This is a genomic window from Mesorhizobium sanjuanii, from assembly GCF_002529485.1.
GTDB lineage: Bacteria > Pseudomonadota > Alphaproteobacteria > Rhizobiales > Rhizobiaceae > Mesorhizobium > Mesorhizobium sanjuanii.
Window position 1 is genome coordinate 17,675 of sequence record NZ_NWQG01000017.1, and the last position, 14,102, is coordinate 31,776.

Here is a 14,102-nt window from a genome sequence, read left to right on the forward strand (position 1 = left end):
AATATGAGTTGATTGCACGTCGACTGACGCCAGCGTCGACCCAGCAGACGCCATCTCGCCTGGGGTTATCCGGACCGGCCCGGAATTCCTTGCTGAGCGATCAATGGCCGTCCTGGGAAATGCATGTGGGCAACATCCTTGCAGCCGGCTTCAATTCAATCTCTGCCAATGGCGGGTTGGAGAGTCTGACATCGTGCGCATCGAGAGCTACGGCGCGGTCACTGTGATGTCTGCTTTTTGGAAGCGGCTGCTAAGATCTCAATGACCGAGTTTGGGGCATGGGTTTGGACCCGGTCCTCAGGCAACGCTCTTTCCGGAACCCGCTCGCATCTGGATGCCTGGCGCGAAAATCTCCTGGTCGACGAAACTCAGCGCCCGCATGGCGCAGCCTTCGCGGATCAGCGGCAACTCATTCGGCTCGGTGTCGAAGGAGATCGACCCAGAATGCTGGCCGCCGGCAGTCTGGGCGATGGCTTCGCGTAGCGCCGGTTCGATCAGATCGAAGGCGCCGGCGCTGACGCCGACCATGGCGACCGGTGCGGGGTCGATCAGCGCGAACAGGCTGCCGAGGCCGAAGCCGAGCGCTTCGCCGGCCTTGCGGTAGGCTTCGCGCTCCGGCCCGTCCGCCTCGCGCGCACGGGCGGCCAGTGTCCGCATGTCGGCGTCGCTGACATCGGCGACCGGCTCGGCGTCCTCACCCATCTGTTTCGCATTGCGCCAGATGGCGTAGTTGCCGGCATAGGCCTCGACGCAGCCGCGCCGGCCGCAGCGGCAGAGCGCGCCGCCCGGCCGATGGATCATGTGGCCGAACTCGCCGCCCGAGGAATGGGTGCCGGTGAACAATTCGCCCTTCAACACCAGCCCCATGCCGATACCGTGTGACAACAGGATAGCTATGAAGTCGTCGCGATAGCGGTCCGGCTCACGCCAGCGCAGCGCCACCGCCATCATGTTGCAATCGTTCTCCATGGTGGCTGGAATGCCGAACTCGCCTTCCAATATGTCGGCGAAGGCGATGTTCGTCAGCGGCGTGATCGGCGACCACAGCATGGCGCGCGCGTCGGAATCGGTGATGCCCTGGATCGCCAGCGCGATGCGGGCGATGTTTTGCACATCGAGGTCGGGATCTTCGAGCCGGCGCCGGACTATTGCCGTGCATTCGCCGATCAACTCGTCGCGTGGCATGGTCAGCGTGTCCAGCCGGCGTTGCTCCTCGGCGATCACTTGTCCGGCATAGTCGATGACGGCGACCGAAAGGAAATTCAGCGACAACACGACGGTCAACACCGCCGCCGCTTCCGGATTGAGGGCGAGGCCGACCTGCGGCCGGCCGCGTTTCAACGATACCGCCTCGCTTGCCTTGCTCTCGCTCAGGATGCCTTCCCCAATCAGGTCTGAAGAGATCGCCGATATGGTCGAATGACTGAGGCCCGTGGTCGCGGCAATCTCCGTCCGCGACGGCTGGCCGGCGCGGCGCACGGCCGAAATGACCATCGCCCGGTTGCGCCGGCGCAAATCGTCGTGGCGGATTCCAACCGACATTTTTCCTCCTCCTCCCTTGCCGCGGCCGCTCATGAAATTGGCTGCCGTCGGCAATGTCCGACAAATACTGTCAGAAGGACACGGTCCTGTCATTATTTATTCCGAGACTCGAAAAAACTTGGCCGGCCATCAAAATCCATCAGAATCGATGTTGACAGCGCCCAGGTGTTGGATCAGTATTTTTTCGAGGCTCGAAAAAATAGAGCCTCTGTGCCGACCTTCGGGTCAGTCTAGTCACGCCATACGTGGCGCAGGGAGGATATCATGAAGAGATTTGCAGCCGCCATCCTGGCGGGTGTCGCCATGTCGCTGACGCTTGCGTCTGTCGCGCAGGCGAAGGACAAGGTCATCGGCGTGTCGTGGTCGAACTTCCAGGAAGAGCGCTGGAAGACCGATGAAGCCGCGATGAAGGCAGCCATCGAGGCCGCCGGCGACAAGTACATTTCCGCCGACGCGCAGTCCAACCCCGGCAAGCAGCTCACCGATGTCGAGAGCCTGATCTCGCAGGGCGCCAACGCGCTGATCATCCTTGCGCAGGATGCCTCGGCCATCGGGCCGGCCGTGCAGAAGGCGCTGGACGAAGGCATTCCGGTCGTCGGCTACGATAGGCTGATCGAGAACAAGGATGTGTTCTACCTGACCTTCGACAACAAGGAAGTCGGCCGCATGCAGGCCCGTGAAGTGTTCAAGGTGAAGCCGGAAGGCAATTACGTCTTCATCAAGGGCTCGGGCGCCGATCCGAATGCCGATTTCCTGTTTGCCGGCTCGATGGAAGTGCTGAAGGACGCTATCGACAGCGGCAAGATCAAGAATGTCGGCGAAGCCTATACGGACGGCTGGCTCCCCGCCAACGCCCAGAAGAACATGGAACAGTTCCTGACCGCCAACGACAACAAGGTCGACGCGGTGGTGGCGGCCAATGACGGCACCGCCGGCGGGGTCGTCGCCGCGCTGACGGCGCAAGGCCTGGCCGGCGCCGTTCCGGTGTCCGGTCAGGACGGCGACCATGCGGCGCTCAACCGCATCGCGCTCGGCACGCAGACCGTGTCGGTGTGGAAGGATGCGCGCGAACTCGGCAAGAATGCCGCCGAGATCGCCTCGCAGCTGGCCGACGGCAAGAAGATGACCGACATTGCCGGCGTCAAGGATTTCACCACGCCTGGCGGCAACACCGTCACCTCGCTGTTCCTGACACCGATCGCCATCACCAAGGACAATCTCAACGTCGTCATCGATGCTGGCTGGATCAAGAAGGAAGAGGTCTGCGCCGGCGTGGCGGCGGGCAGTGTCGCGGCCTGCAACTGATCCGGGCCGACATCGGTTCGAAATCTGGCGCCGCGGCCCAAAAGCCGCGGCGTTTCTCAAGGCGCTTTCCGCTTCAAATGACCGGGAAAAGCCAATAGCATCGTGTTCCGGCATCCGCGGCAGACGGCAAACCGGTGGGAGGACATCATGACCGACACGACCTCTGGCCAGCCGGCCGATACGGCGCGCGCCTCTGAACTCGGCGCCGTCGCGCGTTTCCTGAAAGCGACGGAACTCGACACACGCATGCTCGGCATGGTCGGCGCGCTGCTCGTCATCTGGGTCGGGATCCATATCCTGTCGGGCGGGCTCTTCCTGACACCGCGCAATCTCTGGAACCTGTCGGTGCAGACCTCCTCGGTCGCGATCATGGCAACCGGCATGGTGCTGGTCATCGTGATGCGCAACATCGATCTTTCGGTCGGCTCGGTCGAAGGCGTGATCGGTATGGTGATGGGCGTGGCGCAGGCCGAATTCCTCATCCGTGTCATGGGGCTCCAGGTGGGAAATCCCTGGATATGGATTATCGCATTGGCTGCCGGTGTGGTGCTCGGCCTTACGATAGGCGCGCTCCAGGGCTTCATCATCGCCTATCTCGAGGTTCCGGCCTTCATCGTGACGCTGGGCGGCCTGCTGATCTGGCGTGGCATGGCGTGGCTGATGACGAGCGGGCGCACGGTTGCACCGCTCGATACCACCTTCCAGCTCATGGGTGGCGGACCGCGTGGTTCGATCGGGGCAACCGCAAGCTGGATCGTCGGCGTTCTCGCCTGTTTGGCCGTCGCTTTCGTGCTGCTCAACGGCCGTTCGCAGCGCAAGCGGTTCAAGTTCCCACTGCGTCCCGTCTGGGCGGAGAGCTTGCTTGGTGTTGTCGCCTGCGCGGCCATTCTCGGCGCTGTCTGGGTCGCCAATTCCTATCCCTGGCCGATCGGCATCGTGCGCCAATACGCCCAGCGGAACGGCATAACCGTCCCCGATGGCGGCCTGTTCATCGCCCATGGCATCGCCATACCGGTGCTGATGGCGGTCACAGTCGGCATCGTCATGACCTTCATCACCAAGCGCACCCGTTTCGGTCGCTATGTCTTTGCCATCGGCGGCAATCCGGAAGCGGCGGAACTGGCCGGCATCAACACGCGCTGGGTGACCATGAAGGTGTTCATGATCATGGGTGTGCTGGCGGCGATCAGCGCGGCGATTGCGTCCGCCCGCCTCAATGCGTCGACCAATGCGCTGGGCACGCTAGATGAATTGCTGGTCATCGCCGCGGCCGTCATCGGCGGCACCTCGCTTGCCGGGGGCTCCGGCACGGTGCTCGGCGCCATGCTCGGTGCGCTTCTGATGCAGTCGCTGCAGTCCGGCATGGTGCTGCTCGGCATCGACTCGCCGCTGCAGAGCATCGTCGTCGGCGCCGTGCTGGTTGTCGCCGTCTGGCTCGACACCGTCTACCGCAAACGCGTTTAGGGAGGAGGAACGATCATGGCCGACACAACCGCTCCCACGGGCGCTCCCGCGGATGCCCCGCTGATCGACATGCGCAACATCTCGATCGCCTTTGGCGGCATTCGCGCCGTCGACGATGCGTCGATCGACCTTTTCCCCGGCGAGGTCGTGGCGCTGCTCGGCCATAATGGCGCCGGCAAGTCGACGCTGATCAAGATCCTGTCCGGCGCCTACAAGCGCGATGCCGGCCAGATCTTCGTCAATGGCCAGGAGGCTTCGATCTCCAATCCGCGCGACGCCAAGAAATATGGCATCGAGACGATCTACCAGACGCTGGCTCTTGCCGACAATGTCGACGCCGCCGCCAACCTCTTCCTCGGCCGCGAGCTGATGACCGGCTGGGGCACGCTCGACGATGTCGCCATGGAGGCCGAGGCGCGCAGGGTGATGGGCCGGCTCAATCCGCGTTTCCAGCGCTTCAAGGAGCCGGTGATCAAGCTCTCAGGTGGCCAGCGCCAGTCGGTGGCGATCGCACGCGCGATCCTGTTCAACGCCCGCATCCTGATCATGGACGAGCCGACGGCGGCGCTTGGACCGCAGGAGACGGCGCAGGTTGGCGAACTGGTCAGGCAGCTCAAGGCCGACGGTATCGGCATCTTTCTGATCAGCCACGATATTCACGATGTGTTCGAGCTTGCCGACCGGGTCTGCGTGATGAAAAACGGCCAGGTCGTCGGCACCGCACGCACCAGCGACGTGACCCAAGACGAGGTGCTTGGCATGATCATCCTTGGCAAGTGCCCGCCGGGCGCTCTTCCGGGACCAGGCGCGCTGAAGATCGCCGCCTGAGGGCGCAGCATACTTTTATCGTTGCTGCACGAGAAGCAAGGCGGTTGGGCGTTCCGATAAGCGCGACGAGCGAGAAATTGAAAGGCCGCCGTATGTTGCAGCAGACGGCGGCCTTCGCGTGCCTACCCCAGTCCCCGCCGGCGCGCTTGAGTGTTAGATTAGCGATAGCGAAAACATCAGATCAACATCATTTGTTATGGCGAATCAGATCCGCTTCCAACCGTGATAAAAATGCCGCGCGGGAACGAAGGTACGACCGAAAAGCGCCTTGCCTGGCGATCAAGTTCTTGGTCCGGTGACAGTTTGATAGTCGGCTAAATTGTTTCCTTGTGATAGGCCAGCTGTCACGATGAATTGGCCTCGCCATTGTGTTGACGCGGGGACTTGCCCATAAAGATTGCGAACCGATCATGGGCCGCATCCGCAGTTGAAGAAGTTCTTCCCGATTGTCGCTTTCATCGCCGTCGCGCTGATCAGCCTGACGATGGCGGGATTCGCCTATTTCGCCACGCAGGAGGCGGCGCGCATCAAGTTCGAGGCGACGGCGGATGACGCGCTGAACCGGATCGAGGGTCGCATCGACCTGCATCTGTCTTTGCTGCGATCGACCCAGGCGTTGTTCGACGCCCGCAATGGCGAAATTTCGCGCGGCGAGTTCAAGGCGTTCTTCAGTGCGCTCGATATCGACAAGAATTTCGCCGGCCTGCGCGGCATCGGCTTTCTACGGCTGGCGAAAACCGGCGACGAGGCAGCGGTAGAGCGTGACATCCTCCACGACCACGGCGCGGCCCATGCGATCTATCCGGACACGACACTGCCATGGCGCACGCCGATCGTGCTTTTCGAGCCGCTCGATCCTTCCAATCAATCCAGCATCGGTTACGACATGTTCACCGACCCGGTGCGGCGCGAGGCGATCGAAAAGGCGATGGCCGACGACCAGCAGCACGCAAGCGGGCTCGTCAAGCTCGGCCAGGAGACGGGCGCCGCGCAGACCTTCACCGGCTTCCTGGTGTTCGCGCGGCTCGATGTCGAAACCGCGCCGGACGTGATCGACGCGTCCAGGTCTTCGACATCAGGCTTTCTTTATGCCGCCTTCCGCGCTCGCGACCTGTTCCAGACCGCGCTCAGCCGCACGCCACTGTTGCCGGTCAACACCGAAATCTATGACGGCAAGGTGGAGGCCGACAATCTGTTGTTCCAGTCGGAAACGCCGCCAGTGTCGACCTTCGGCGACAGGCTGCTGGTTTCCCGAAAGCTGACCGTCGCCGGCCGCCAGTGGACCGTCTTGTTTCGGCCGACAAGCGCATTCTCGCAACCTTCTTCGCGCGCCATCCCGGTGATGCTCGGCCTGTTCGGGCTGCTGCTGGCAGGCGCGATAGCGCTGGTGGCACGCTATCAGGAGCGTGCCTATGACGCGGTGTCGCTGCTGCACGAGACGACGGAAAAGAGCCTGCTGGAAAAAGATCTGATGCTGCAGGAGATGAAGCATCGCATCAAGAACTCGATCACGCGGGTGCTGGCGATCGCACGGCAGACGGCATCGCACGCCAGCGACGTCAAGGAATTCTCGGCCTCCTTCTCGGCCCGGCTGCAAGCGATGGCGGCGTCCCAGGATATGCTGACACGTTCGCGCTGGCAGAAGGCCAATCTCGGCGATCTCCTGCGCATCGAGCTTGGCCAGGTGTTTGGCAAGGAGCTTCCCGATGGCATTCTGTCGGGGCCGCAGGTGCTGCTCGACGAGACGACGACGCAGGCGCTCGGCCTGACCTTTCACGAACTGGCGACGAACGCACTGAAATATGGCGAAGCCGGCAATTCAGCCAATACGCTCAAGGGCGACTCGGCGTTGAAGGTCGACTGGTTGCTTGAGGGCCGCGGGCGCGACAGGATGCTGGCCCTCAACTGGCGCGAAACCGGCCAAAAGAAGCTCGAAGCGCCTGTTAAAACCGGCTTTGGCACCAAGCTGATCGATCTGAACGTCACCCGCGAATTGGGCGGTACGATCAATCGCCATTTTCGCGATAACGGGTTGAACGTGGAAATCAGAATCCCACTGCCAGGCTGAAGGCTGAAACGGCATTGCCGCAGCGACAGCAGAGCCCGGCGTGCAAATGCGGAGACCAGGGTCTCCGCATTTGACGCTTTCAGCTATCGAGCAAGTTAGTTGCAGCGAGCTGTATAGATTCGACCATGACGGTCTCTGTACTGGCAGTAACCGTTCTGCAGACGGCGCACGAGCAGGCCGCCAATCGCACCGGCGCCAGCGCCGATCAAGGCGCCCTTGCCGCCACCAACGGCGCCACCGATGAGCGCGCCGCCCACGGTGCCGATACCCACGTTTTCCTCCGTGGTGGTACAGCCGCTGACCGCGACCACGGCAACCATGGCAATAATCATCTTCCGCATAGAGTCACTCCTCGCTTTGTCCTCACTTTAACAAGCTCCAGCCGCCATTTAGCATGAAATGAAGGCCTTTGCCTGCCCGATTTCATTGTTGGCTAAGATAGTCTTTTTCGGGGCGCGCGCCGTTCGATGCAACCACAAGATTGGAAATCTCCACCGATGCATCGAGCGTGCCGTCCGGACCAACATTCCAGACGATCTGATCGTAGTCATCTTCCAGATCGGGGTCGACGGGAAGGCATTTGGCGACTATGCGCGCCGCCTGGCCCCGGACATCGTTCATGGCGAAGGGACGCTCGGCAGTGCATTCCGCGGCGGTTTCAAAAACACTCACCGGTACGTTGAGTTCGCGGCACTCGGTCATGTTGTTCGAACAACCGATAACCAGCAGCACGGCGGCAATGTGTTCCATGGCAGCTATCCTCTCGCCACAAGAACGGCCCACAGCAGCCAAAGTTCCTGTGCGAGCGATAGGGCCCGTGAAATAATTGGAGGCGCGATACAGCCAGGTGAGTGACTGCGAGCCTCATCAGGAGCGCCGGTCAGCGCAATGAGGCGTCGATTCGAGGTCAGGCCAACTGCAAAGCCGCTATCAACACGACGGCCGCGATCGATACCATAATTGCAAAGCTTAGCGACGGGCGCCGGGACGTGTGGGGCGAGGCCGAGACTTCGAGGTCCTGAAATCCTCCCATCGAGACGCGGGCAGCCTGCTCCAGCCTGTTCATATCGGAAACCGTCAAGATCATCCCTCCCATACTGGTCCGCGAACCGCTGCCGAAACATCGGGTGGATCGGCAAGTTGCCAGCTGTATCTGGGAACGACAGCATCGGATTTTATGGTGAACAGCCGGTTAACTTTCGACCGCCATCCTCCGCGCCCTTTCCAAGACAGTCATCATCTATTTGATCAATCCGTCTCGAAATTGCCGTGGGGAACGACAAGGTGGTATTCGAGGCGGCCGTCCGCGATTTCAAGCGTCGCCGTGCCGTTCAACGATGAAGGCACGACGCGCTCGAGCGCGACACTGCCGAACCGTTTTTCGTTGCGCCTGATTTCGTTGGCTCCGACGGCCTCGGCCCATGTCAATGACAGGGCGGTCTCGTCGGCGTGAGCGGCTGTCATATCGGCGGTCACCTCGACAAAGCCGTCGGCTCGCGACAGAGCGCCGTAGCGGACCGAATTGACGGCGAGTTCATGCATGGCCAGACCGATATGCAGGGCCGCATTGGGGTTGAGGTATGGGTTCGCGCCCTGAAAACGCAGGCTGCGCAGCGGATCGGCTCCATAACGGCTGACTTGGCCGGACACGAGTTCGCGCAGTGCCGCTCCGCGCCAGTTGGACGATGTCACCAGGTCCTGCGACGAGGCGAGCGACTGCAACCTGCCGCGAAAGCGCGTCAGGAAATCGGGGAGTGTGTCCGAGTAACGGCCGGTCTGGGTGGCGATGCTCTGGATGATGGCCAAAAGGTTCTTTGAACGGTGGCTGACCTCGCGCAGCAGCGTCCTCAGGGTCTGCTCCCGGCGTTTCTGCTCGGTCGTTTCGACCATGGTGGTAACGACGCCGATCACGGCGCCGCCGTCGCCGTGGTCGGCGTCTACCCATACCTGGAACCAGCGCACGCCATCGTCGGCGGGAACGTTGAGCTCGAGATGTTCCGGATTGCCGGAAGCAATAACGCTGCGTTTGGCCGCACCGATGCGTTCCGCCTGCGCCGGCGGCAAGATGCCGTTGCTGTCGACCGTGTCGACGGCCCATGGCGCGCGCATGTTGCGCGCCCATACGGTTTTCATCTCGCGATCCTGATAGAGAACTGAAATCCCGGCATTGTGAAGCGCGTGAAGAAGGGCGCGGCCGAGCTGCATTCCGCTCTCAGCGGGATGCAAAGCGATAATCTCGTCACTTTGTCCGCTGTCTTTCATATCTTCGGCTTTGGAATGCATCGGCCCCGCCGCCCATCTGGTTTGGCGCTGAACGGCTCACCGCCAAATGGGTTCCCGGAAACGGTCCGCCGGACGGTGTTCGGTTGGAACTCCGTCCGGCGGTGGCTGGAAACCGTTTGAGGGGTGCGGTCTCCAGTGTTCGCTTAGGGATCACCTACCCCACCGGCCGTGCTGAGCCTCACGCCCGTTTGAACAGGCCGGCGATAAGCGAAATGATCAGGAAAGCGAGAAAGATGAAAAACAGTATCTGCGCTATACCGGCAGACGTGCCGGCGATGCCGCCGAAACCAAGCGCACCGGCGATGATCGCCACGACGAGAAATACAAGCGCCCAGTAAAGCATGGCTCATCTCCTTCGACTGATATAGGAAAAAACGTGGTTCACTGCCGTTTGTTCCACCAATTCCGGAAAAAGACGATCCGTTAAAGGCTCTTTGCGACCTGAATTTTTATCGCAAGGAGCGATGAAGCGAAGGCCTGCCGGTCCGGAAGCTGGCGAGACGCAAAGGGCCGTCCAGACCCTAACGCGTGTCGAGTTGATAGAAGTTCAGCCGACGCGCTTCAGGTCTTTTTCGGCGACAAGCATCAGGCCGCGGCTTTTGCGTGCCGGTCGAAGAACAGCGCCTGGCTGATCAAGGCTTTGACCATATCCGGATTGAACGGCTTGGTGACAAGGAAAGTCGGTTCCGGCCGCTCGCCGGTGAGAAGGCGCTCGGGGAAGGCGGTGATGAAAATCACCGGCACCGACGTGGACGACAGAATCTCGTTCACTGCCTCGATGCCCGAACTGCCGTCGGCAAGCTGGATGTCGGCCAGCACCATCCTTGGCCGCATCTTGCCGAACATCGCCACGGCTTCGGCATGGGTGCGCGCCGTTCCGACGACGCGATGGCCGAGGCTTTCGACCATTTCCTCGATGTCCATGGCGATCAGGGGCTCGTCCTCGATGATCAGCACATCGGTCGCGACCTGGCGGGAAATCTCGTTGCTGGCCTGGGAGAGAAGCTCGGAGAATTCCTGCTCGTCGGCGTCGAGAATCTCCGCCGCCTCATCCTCGCTGAAGCCTTCGACGGCGACCAGCAGGAAGGCCTGGCGGGGGCGGGGCGCGATCGCATTCAGATTGGCCGCGGCGCGCTGCTCCCATGCCGACTGCGCATGCTCCTGGGGAACCCGTATGGCGACCGAGGTGAACAGCCTGGCAAAGACCTTGTAGAGCGCGATGCGTTCGGTTGACGCCTTGGGAAAGATGTCGACGTCGGCTATGATGGCTTCAAGCATCGCGGCGACCAGCGCGTCGCCACTTTCCTGCGATCCCGAAACGGCCCGCGAGAAACGGCGCAGGAATGGCAGATGTGGAGCGATGGTTGCTGACAGACTCATGATGGACGTCTCCCTCTGACGCGATTGCTTAGATTGCAGGTCAAGCCGTTTGCAAGCCCCGAAAACACAAACGCCGATTTTCCGAAAAAGTTCCGACGGTTGCGGAACAAATATAAGCGGAAGGCGTTAGATGCCGGGATGGGCAACCCAGACGAGGGTGCCGCTTGTGTTGAATATCGTGCGGCTCAGGTGCTGGGAATGAAGGGCGAACCAAGGACATGACGAATAACACCAAGGCTGGCGCCGACGGGCACCGGGCGGCTTCCGGCGACTTGCTCGGGCCGAACTCGGAAATTGGCCGCAAACTCAAACAATATTACGACGAGCTGGTCTCCGACCATGTGCCGGATCGCTTTGCCCAATTGCTCAGCCAATTGGAACAGGCCGAACCCGCACAGAAGAAGGATTGAGGCATGGCCGCCGTCTCCCAAGGCTTCAAGACCGATCTGCTCGGCTCTATCCCGAGCTTGCGGGCCTTTGCCGTGTCGCTGACGCAAAATGCCGACAAGGCCGACGATCTGGTGCAGGAAACGCTGGTCAAGGCCTGGGACAAGCATGAAAGCTTCCAGCCCGGCACCAATCTCAAGGCATGGCTGTTCACCATCCTGCGCAACGAATTCTATTCGCAGATGCGCAAGCGCGGCCGCGAAGTGCAGGATAGCGACGGCATCATGACGTCCCGGCTCGCCGTTCATCCGGCCCAGCATGGCCAACTCGACCTCAAGGATTTTCGCGGCGCGCTCGAGCAGTTGCCGGAAGACCAGCGCGAAGCCATCATTCTGATCGGCGCGTCCGGCTTTTCCTATGAGGAAGCCGCCGAGATCTGCGGCTGCGCGGTCGGAACGATCAAGAGCCGCGTCAGCCGCGCCCGGGCCCGATTACAGGAGATACTCAAGATTTCCGGTGAAGACGAGTTCGGCCCGGACGCGATCTCGGCGCAGGTGACGGGCTCGAACGCCGCCTGAAAGATGGCTACGATAGCGGATGTAAGCGCGTTTCAGACAACAGGTCCGCGGCCGCACGCCGCCGCTACCGCGCCGATGAGATCCTCCCCGGAATAGGGCTTCGTGACCAATCTGACATCGGGGAAGGACGCGTTGATTTCGTCCGCGTCCGAATAGCCGGAGGCAAAGACGAAGGGCACACCCGATTTGTGCAATCCCGAGGCGAAATCAAGCGTCGAGGCGCCGCCCAGCATGAGATCGACGATGGCCGCGTCGAACCGCGAGGCAACGTCTTTCCGGTCGATCTCGGCCAGATCGCGAGCGATGACCACGTCGCCGGCGCCATGGTCGCGGCAAAGCTGCTCGACATCCATGGCGATCAGAAATTCATCTTCCAGGACGAGGATCCGCAATCCGTCTAGCAATGGGGGCACGTGGCGATGTCTCCTGCAAAAGCGGGAGAGTCATGAGCGCAATTTGGGGTCCTGTCATTTAAAAAAGACATGCCTGCGCCGGCGGCGGGAACCTCCAGGCTCGCAAGGCGTTTGCACTGCGCCCTTTTCGGAGAGGGCTTTCGAAGAGGGGTCGAAATGCCTGGCCAGAACGGTCGCGCCGGTTCCAGCCGCCAGTATCCGTGCGAGAAGTGCCCGCTTCGGCCATTGCCGGTGTTTCGCGAGTTCGAAAAGCAGGAACTCGCCTTCGTCAGCACATTCAAGAAAGGCGAGCTTGCCGTCGACAAAGGCGCCACGGTTCTGGTCGAGGGCAGTCATAGCGCCCATCTTTACACCGTGCTTTCCGGCTGGGCTTTCCGTTACAAATTGATGTCGGACGGCCGCCGCCAGATCCTGAATTATTCGATGCCGGGCGACCTCATCGGCCTGCAGGGCAGTCTGATGGGCGAGATGCAGCATTCCATCGAGGCACTGTCACCGATGCTGCTCTGCGTCTTCGAGCGTGAACATCTGCCCGAGCTCTACCGCAACCATCCGGGCCTCGCCTACGACATCACCTGGATCGCGTCGCGGGAGGAACGCATGCTGGATGAGAACCTGCTCAGCGTCGGCCGCCGCACCGCGCTCGAACGCGCCGCCTATCTCATCGCCTTCATCTCCAGCCGCGCAAGAGCTGTCGGACTGAACGGCAAGACGCCGGTGCGGATCCCGATCACCCAACAGCACATCGCCGATACGCTCGGCCTGTCGCTGGTTCATACCAACAAGACGATCCGCAAGCTGATGGACCGCAAGCTGATCGTCTGGCGCGACGGCGGCTGCGAGGTGATCGACGGTGAAAGGCTGAGGGAGCTCGCCCGCTGGGAGGGATTGGGCGAGGATCGCCGGCCGCTGATCTGAACACTGAACACCCAAGCCAGGATGTTCGTGCCGGGCTGGACACGGGTGCGGAAACGGCCTTTCATGGGCCCCATGCCGATTTCGGAACCTTGACGTCTATCAGGCGTTTGAAATCAAGCAAACGCAAGGAGTTAAGCAATGGCGACTGCCACAGGAAAGACCGCGAATGAAAGCCGGGCGAATTCGGATCTGGAAGCCGACATCAGGCAATTGAAAGCCGATATCGAAAAACTCACCAAGCAATTGGCCAAGACCGGCGAACATGGTTACGGGACGGCGCGGCGCGCCGCGACCGAGAGCGTCGAACAGTTGCGCGTCCAGGGCGAAGCTGCGTTTGACAGCCTGCGCAGCAACGCCAAGGACATCGAGGCGCAGATGGTGGCCAGCGTGCGCGAAAAGCCGGTGACGTCGCTGGCGATCGCGGCTGGGGTCGGCTTCCTCTTCGCGCTCCTCGCTCGGCGCTAGTTTCGACCGTGGGAATGCTGGCAACCCTGATCTCGGGTCTGGCTTCAGGGGAAACCGTAGCAGCCATGCGCCGCGCGCGCACGGCTGCCGTCGCTTACGCGTTGGCGGCACTTGCCGCCTTTTGCGGCCTCGGCTTCCTCGTCGGGGCAGCCTATATCTGGGCTGCAAGCCGCTTTGGCTCGATGGCTGCTGCTCTGGGATTCGGGATCGGTTTCCTGCTGATCGCGGGACTCGTCCTGCTTGTCTATAGGATATCTGCCGGCACGCGCGCCCGGCATCGGGCGCAAAGGCGCAACGCCGACATCAAGGCGATCGGCATCGCAGCCGCGCTCGCCGCGTTGCCGACCTTGCTCAAGGGGAAAGGCGGGATGGGTGTCGTCCTCGGCCCGGCGATTGCGCTCGTCGCCTACGCCATCTACCGCGAGAACACAAAACCAGCCCCCGACGATCCGGATGCTGGCACGCAATAAG

Annotated in this window: 18 protein-coding genes; 10 read left to right on the forward strand and 8 right to left on the reverse strand. The window is 61.7% G+C overall.

What is annotated here, in order from left to right:
- Nucleotides 1-297: 297 nt before the first annotated feature.
- Nucleotides 298-1,542 (reverse strand): ROK family protein, encoded by a 1,245-nt coding sequence (locus CN311_RS03770; protein WP_097572057.1) that lies wholly within the window; start codon nucleotides 1,540-1,542, stop codon nucleotides 298-300.
- Nucleotides 1,543-1,806: 264 nt separating this feature from the next.
- Between CN311_RS03770 and xylF the strand changes: the two genes are divergently transcribed.
- The 4 genes from xylF (at nucleotide 1,807) to CN311_RS03790 (ending at nucleotide 7,207) form a co-directional block, all read left to right on the forward strand.
- Nucleotides 1,807-2,847 carry a D-xylose ABC transporter substrate-binding protein gene (gene xylF / locus CN311_RS03775; RefSeq protein ID WP_097572058.1) on the forward strand — a complete coding sequence of 347 codons (1,041 nt, stop codon included), beginning with the start codon at nucleotides 1,807-1,809 and terminating at the stop codon, nucleotides 2,845-2,847.
- 147 nt (nucleotides 2,848-2,994) lie between these two features.
- Nucleotides 2,995-4,311, forward strand: a complete 1,317-nt coding sequence (locus tag CN311_RS03780; RefSeq protein ID WP_097572091.1) for a sugar ABC transporter permease — start codon at nucleotides 2,995-2,997, stop codon at nucleotides 4,309-4,311.
- A gap of 15 nt (nucleotides 4,312-4,326) precedes the next feature.
- A complete protein-coding gene (locus CN311_RS03785; protein WP_097572059.1) occupies nucleotides 4,327-5,139 on the forward strand; it encodes an ATP-binding cassette domain-containing protein in 813 nt (270 codons plus the stop codon).
- A gap of 427 nt (nucleotides 5,140-5,566) precedes the next feature.
- The gene (locus CN311_RS03790) at nucleotides 5,567-7,207 is read left to right on the forward strand and encodes a CHASE domain-containing protein (RefSeq protein WP_097572092.1); all 1,641 of its coding nucleotides are present in this window, start codon (nucleotides 5,567-5,569) and stop codon (nucleotides 7,205-7,207) included.
- Between the two features lie 95 nt (nucleotides 7,208-7,302).
- Here CN311_RS03790 and CN311_RS03795 read toward each other — a convergent pair whose 3' ends face one another.
- From CN311_RS03795 to CN311_RS03810, 4 genes are all read right to left on the reverse strand, one after another.
- Nucleotides 7,303-7,548, reverse strand: a complete 246-nt coding sequence (locus CN311_RS03795) for a YMGG-like glycine zipper-containing protein (protein ID WP_006328050.1) — start codon at nucleotides 7,546-7,548, stop codon at nucleotides 7,303-7,305.
- 82 nt (nucleotides 7,549-7,630) lie between these two features.
- The gene (locus tag CN311_RS03800; RefSeq protein ID WP_097572060.1) at nucleotides 7,631-7,957 is read right to left on the reverse strand and encodes a hypothetical protein; all 327 of its coding nucleotides are present in this window, start codon (nucleotides 7,955-7,957) and stop codon (nucleotides 7,631-7,633) included.
- Nucleotides 7,958-8,114: 157 nt separating this feature from the next.
- Nucleotides 8,115-8,294, reverse strand: coding sequence for a hypothetical protein (locus CN311_RS32870; RefSeq protein ID WP_097572093.1), 180 nt, complete (start codon nucleotides 8,292-8,294; stop codon nucleotides 8,115-8,117).
- Between the two features lie 161 nt (nucleotides 8,295-8,455).
- On the reverse strand, nucleotides 8,456-9,490 hold the full coding sequence (locus CN311_RS03810) for a sensor histidine kinase (RefSeq protein WP_097572061.1): 1,035 nt from the start codon (nucleotides 9,488-9,490) through the stop codon (nucleotides 8,456-8,458).
- On the opposite strand from CN311_RS03810, the gene CN311_RS32875 reads away from it, so the two are divergent.
- Nucleotides 9,377-9,610: a hypothetical protein gene (locus CN311_RS32875; protein ID WP_208866425.1), complete on the forward strand. Its 234-nt coding sequence runs from the start codon at nucleotides 9,377-9,379 to the stop codon at nucleotides 9,608-9,610. The two genes, CN311_RS03810 and CN311_RS32875, sit on opposite strands and share 114 nt — an antisense overlap.
- 58 nt (nucleotides 9,611-9,668) lie before the next feature.
- Here CN311_RS32875 and CN311_RS03815 read toward each other — a convergent pair whose 3' ends face one another.
- Nucleotides 9,669-9,833, reverse strand: coding sequence for a DUF1328 domain-containing protein (locus tag CN311_RS03815; protein WP_036240811.1), 165 nt, complete (start codon nucleotides 9,831-9,833; stop codon nucleotides 9,669-9,671).
- 242 nt (nucleotides 9,834-10,075) lie between these two features.
- Nucleotides 10,076-10,870, reverse strand: a complete 795-nt coding sequence (locus CN311_RS03820) for a response regulator (protein WP_097572062.1) — start codon at nucleotides 10,868-10,870, stop codon at nucleotides 10,076-10,078.
- Between the two features lie 218 nt (nucleotides 10,871-11,088).
- On the opposite strand from CN311_RS03820, the gene CN311_RS03825 reads away from it, so the two are divergent.
- Nucleotides 11,089-11,280 carry a NepR family anti-sigma factor gene (locus CN311_RS03825; RefSeq protein WP_097572063.1) on the forward strand — a complete coding sequence of 64 codons (192 nt, stop codon included), beginning with the start codon at nucleotides 11,089-11,091 and terminating at the stop codon, nucleotides 11,278-11,280.
- 3 nt (nucleotides 11,281-11,283) lie between these two features.
- Complete coding sequence (locus tag CN311_RS03830) at nucleotides 11,284-11,835, forward strand: RNA polymerase sigma factor (protein WP_097572064.1); 552 nt, start codon at nucleotides 11,284-11,286, stop codon at nucleotides 11,833-11,835.
- Between the two features lie 32 nt (nucleotides 11,836-11,867).
- Here CN311_RS03830 and CN311_RS03835 read toward each other — a convergent pair whose 3' ends face one another.
- Complete coding sequence (locus tag CN311_RS03835; RefSeq protein WP_165779576.1) at nucleotides 11,868-12,188, reverse strand: response regulator; 321 nt, start codon at nucleotides 12,186-12,188, stop codon at nucleotides 11,868-11,870.
- A gap of 216 nt (nucleotides 12,189-12,404) precedes the next feature.
- On the opposite strand from CN311_RS03835, the gene CN311_RS03840 reads away from it, so the two are divergent.
- The 3 genes from CN311_RS03840 (at nucleotide 12,405) to CN311_RS03850 (ending at nucleotide 14,101) form a co-directional block, all read left to right on the forward strand.
- Complete coding sequence (locus CN311_RS03840) at nucleotides 12,405-13,166, forward strand: Crp/Fnr family transcriptional regulator (protein ID WP_097572066.1); 762 nt, start codon at nucleotides 12,405-12,407, stop codon at nucleotides 13,164-13,166.
- A 138-nt stretch (nucleotides 13,167-13,304) separates the two neighbouring features.
- Nucleotides 13,305-13,631 (forward strand): ElaB/YgaM/YqjD family protein, encoded by a 327-nt coding sequence (locus tag CN311_RS03845; protein WP_097572067.1) that lies wholly within the window; start codon nucleotides 13,305-13,307, stop codon nucleotides 13,629-13,631.
- Between the two features lie 8 nt (nucleotides 13,632-13,639).
- The gene (locus CN311_RS03850) at nucleotides 13,640-14,101 is read left to right on the forward strand and encodes a hypothetical protein (protein ID WP_097572068.1); all 462 of its coding nucleotides are present in this window, start codon (nucleotides 13,640-13,642) and stop codon (nucleotides 14,099-14,101) included.
- Nucleotide 14,102: the final 1 nt, after the last annotated feature.

Excerpts from the sequence above, each read along its gene's own strand:
- CN311_RS03770 (WP_097572057.1), bottom strand. The coding sequence starts at position 1,542 with ATGTCGGTTGGAATCCGCCACGACGATTTGCGCCGGCGCAACCGGGCG.
- CN311_RS03835 (WP_165779576.1), bottom strand. The coding sequence starts at position 12,188 with ATGGATGTCGAGCAGCTTTGCCGCGACCATGGCGCCGGCGACGTGGTC.
- CN311_RS03830 (WP_097572064.1), top strand. The coding sequence starts at position 11,284 with ATGGCCGCCGTCTCCCAAGGCTTCAAGACCGATCTGCTCGGCTCTATC.
- CN311_RS03810 (WP_097572061.1), bottom strand. The coding sequence starts at position 9,490 with ATGCATTCCAAAGCCGAAGATATGAAAGACAGCGGACAAAGTGACGAG.
- xylF (WP_097572058.1), top strand. The coding sequence starts at position 1,807 with ATGAAGAGATTTGCAGCCGCCATCCTGGCGGGTGTCGCCATGTCGCTG.
- CN311_RS32870 (WP_097572093.1), bottom strand. The coding sequence starts at position 8,294 with ATGATCTTGACGGTTTCCGATATGAACAGGCTGGAGCAGGCTGCCCGC.
- CN311_RS03780 (WP_097572091.1), top strand. The coding sequence starts at position 2,995 with ATGACCGACACGACCTCTGGCCAGCCGGCCGATACGGCGCGCGCCTCT.
- CN311_RS03815 (WP_036240811.1), bottom strand. The coding sequence starts at position 9,833 with ATGCTTTACTGGGCGCTTGTATTTCTCGTCGTGGCGATCATCGCCGGT.
- CN311_RS03820 (WP_097572062.1), bottom strand. The coding sequence starts at position 10,870 with ATGAGTCTGTCAGCAACCATCGCTCCACATCTGCCATTCCTGCGCCGT.
- CN311_RS03795 (WP_006328050.1), bottom strand. The coding sequence starts at position 7,548 with ATGCGGAAGATGATTATTGCCATGGTTGCCGTGGTCGCGGTCAGCGGC.
- CN311_RS03785 (WP_097572059.1), top strand. The coding sequence starts at position 4,327 with ATGGCCGACACAACCGCTCCCACGGGCGCTCCCGCGGATGCCCCGCTG.
- CN311_RS03840 (WP_097572066.1), top strand. The coding sequence starts at position 12,405 with ATGCCTGGCCAGAACGGTCGCGCCGGTTCCAGCCGCCAGTATCCGTGC.
- CN311_RS03825 (WP_097572063.1), top strand. The coding sequence starts at position 11,089 with ATGACGAATAACACCAAGGCTGGCGCCGACGGGCACCGGGCGGCTTCC.
- CN311_RS03800 (WP_097572060.1), bottom strand. The coding sequence starts at position 7,957 with ATGGAACACATTGCCGCCGTGCTGCTGGTTATCGGTTGTTCGAACAAC.
- CN311_RS03845 (WP_097572067.1), top strand. The coding sequence starts at position 13,305 with ATGGCGACTGCCACAGGAAAGACCGCGAATGAAAGCCGGGCGAATTCG.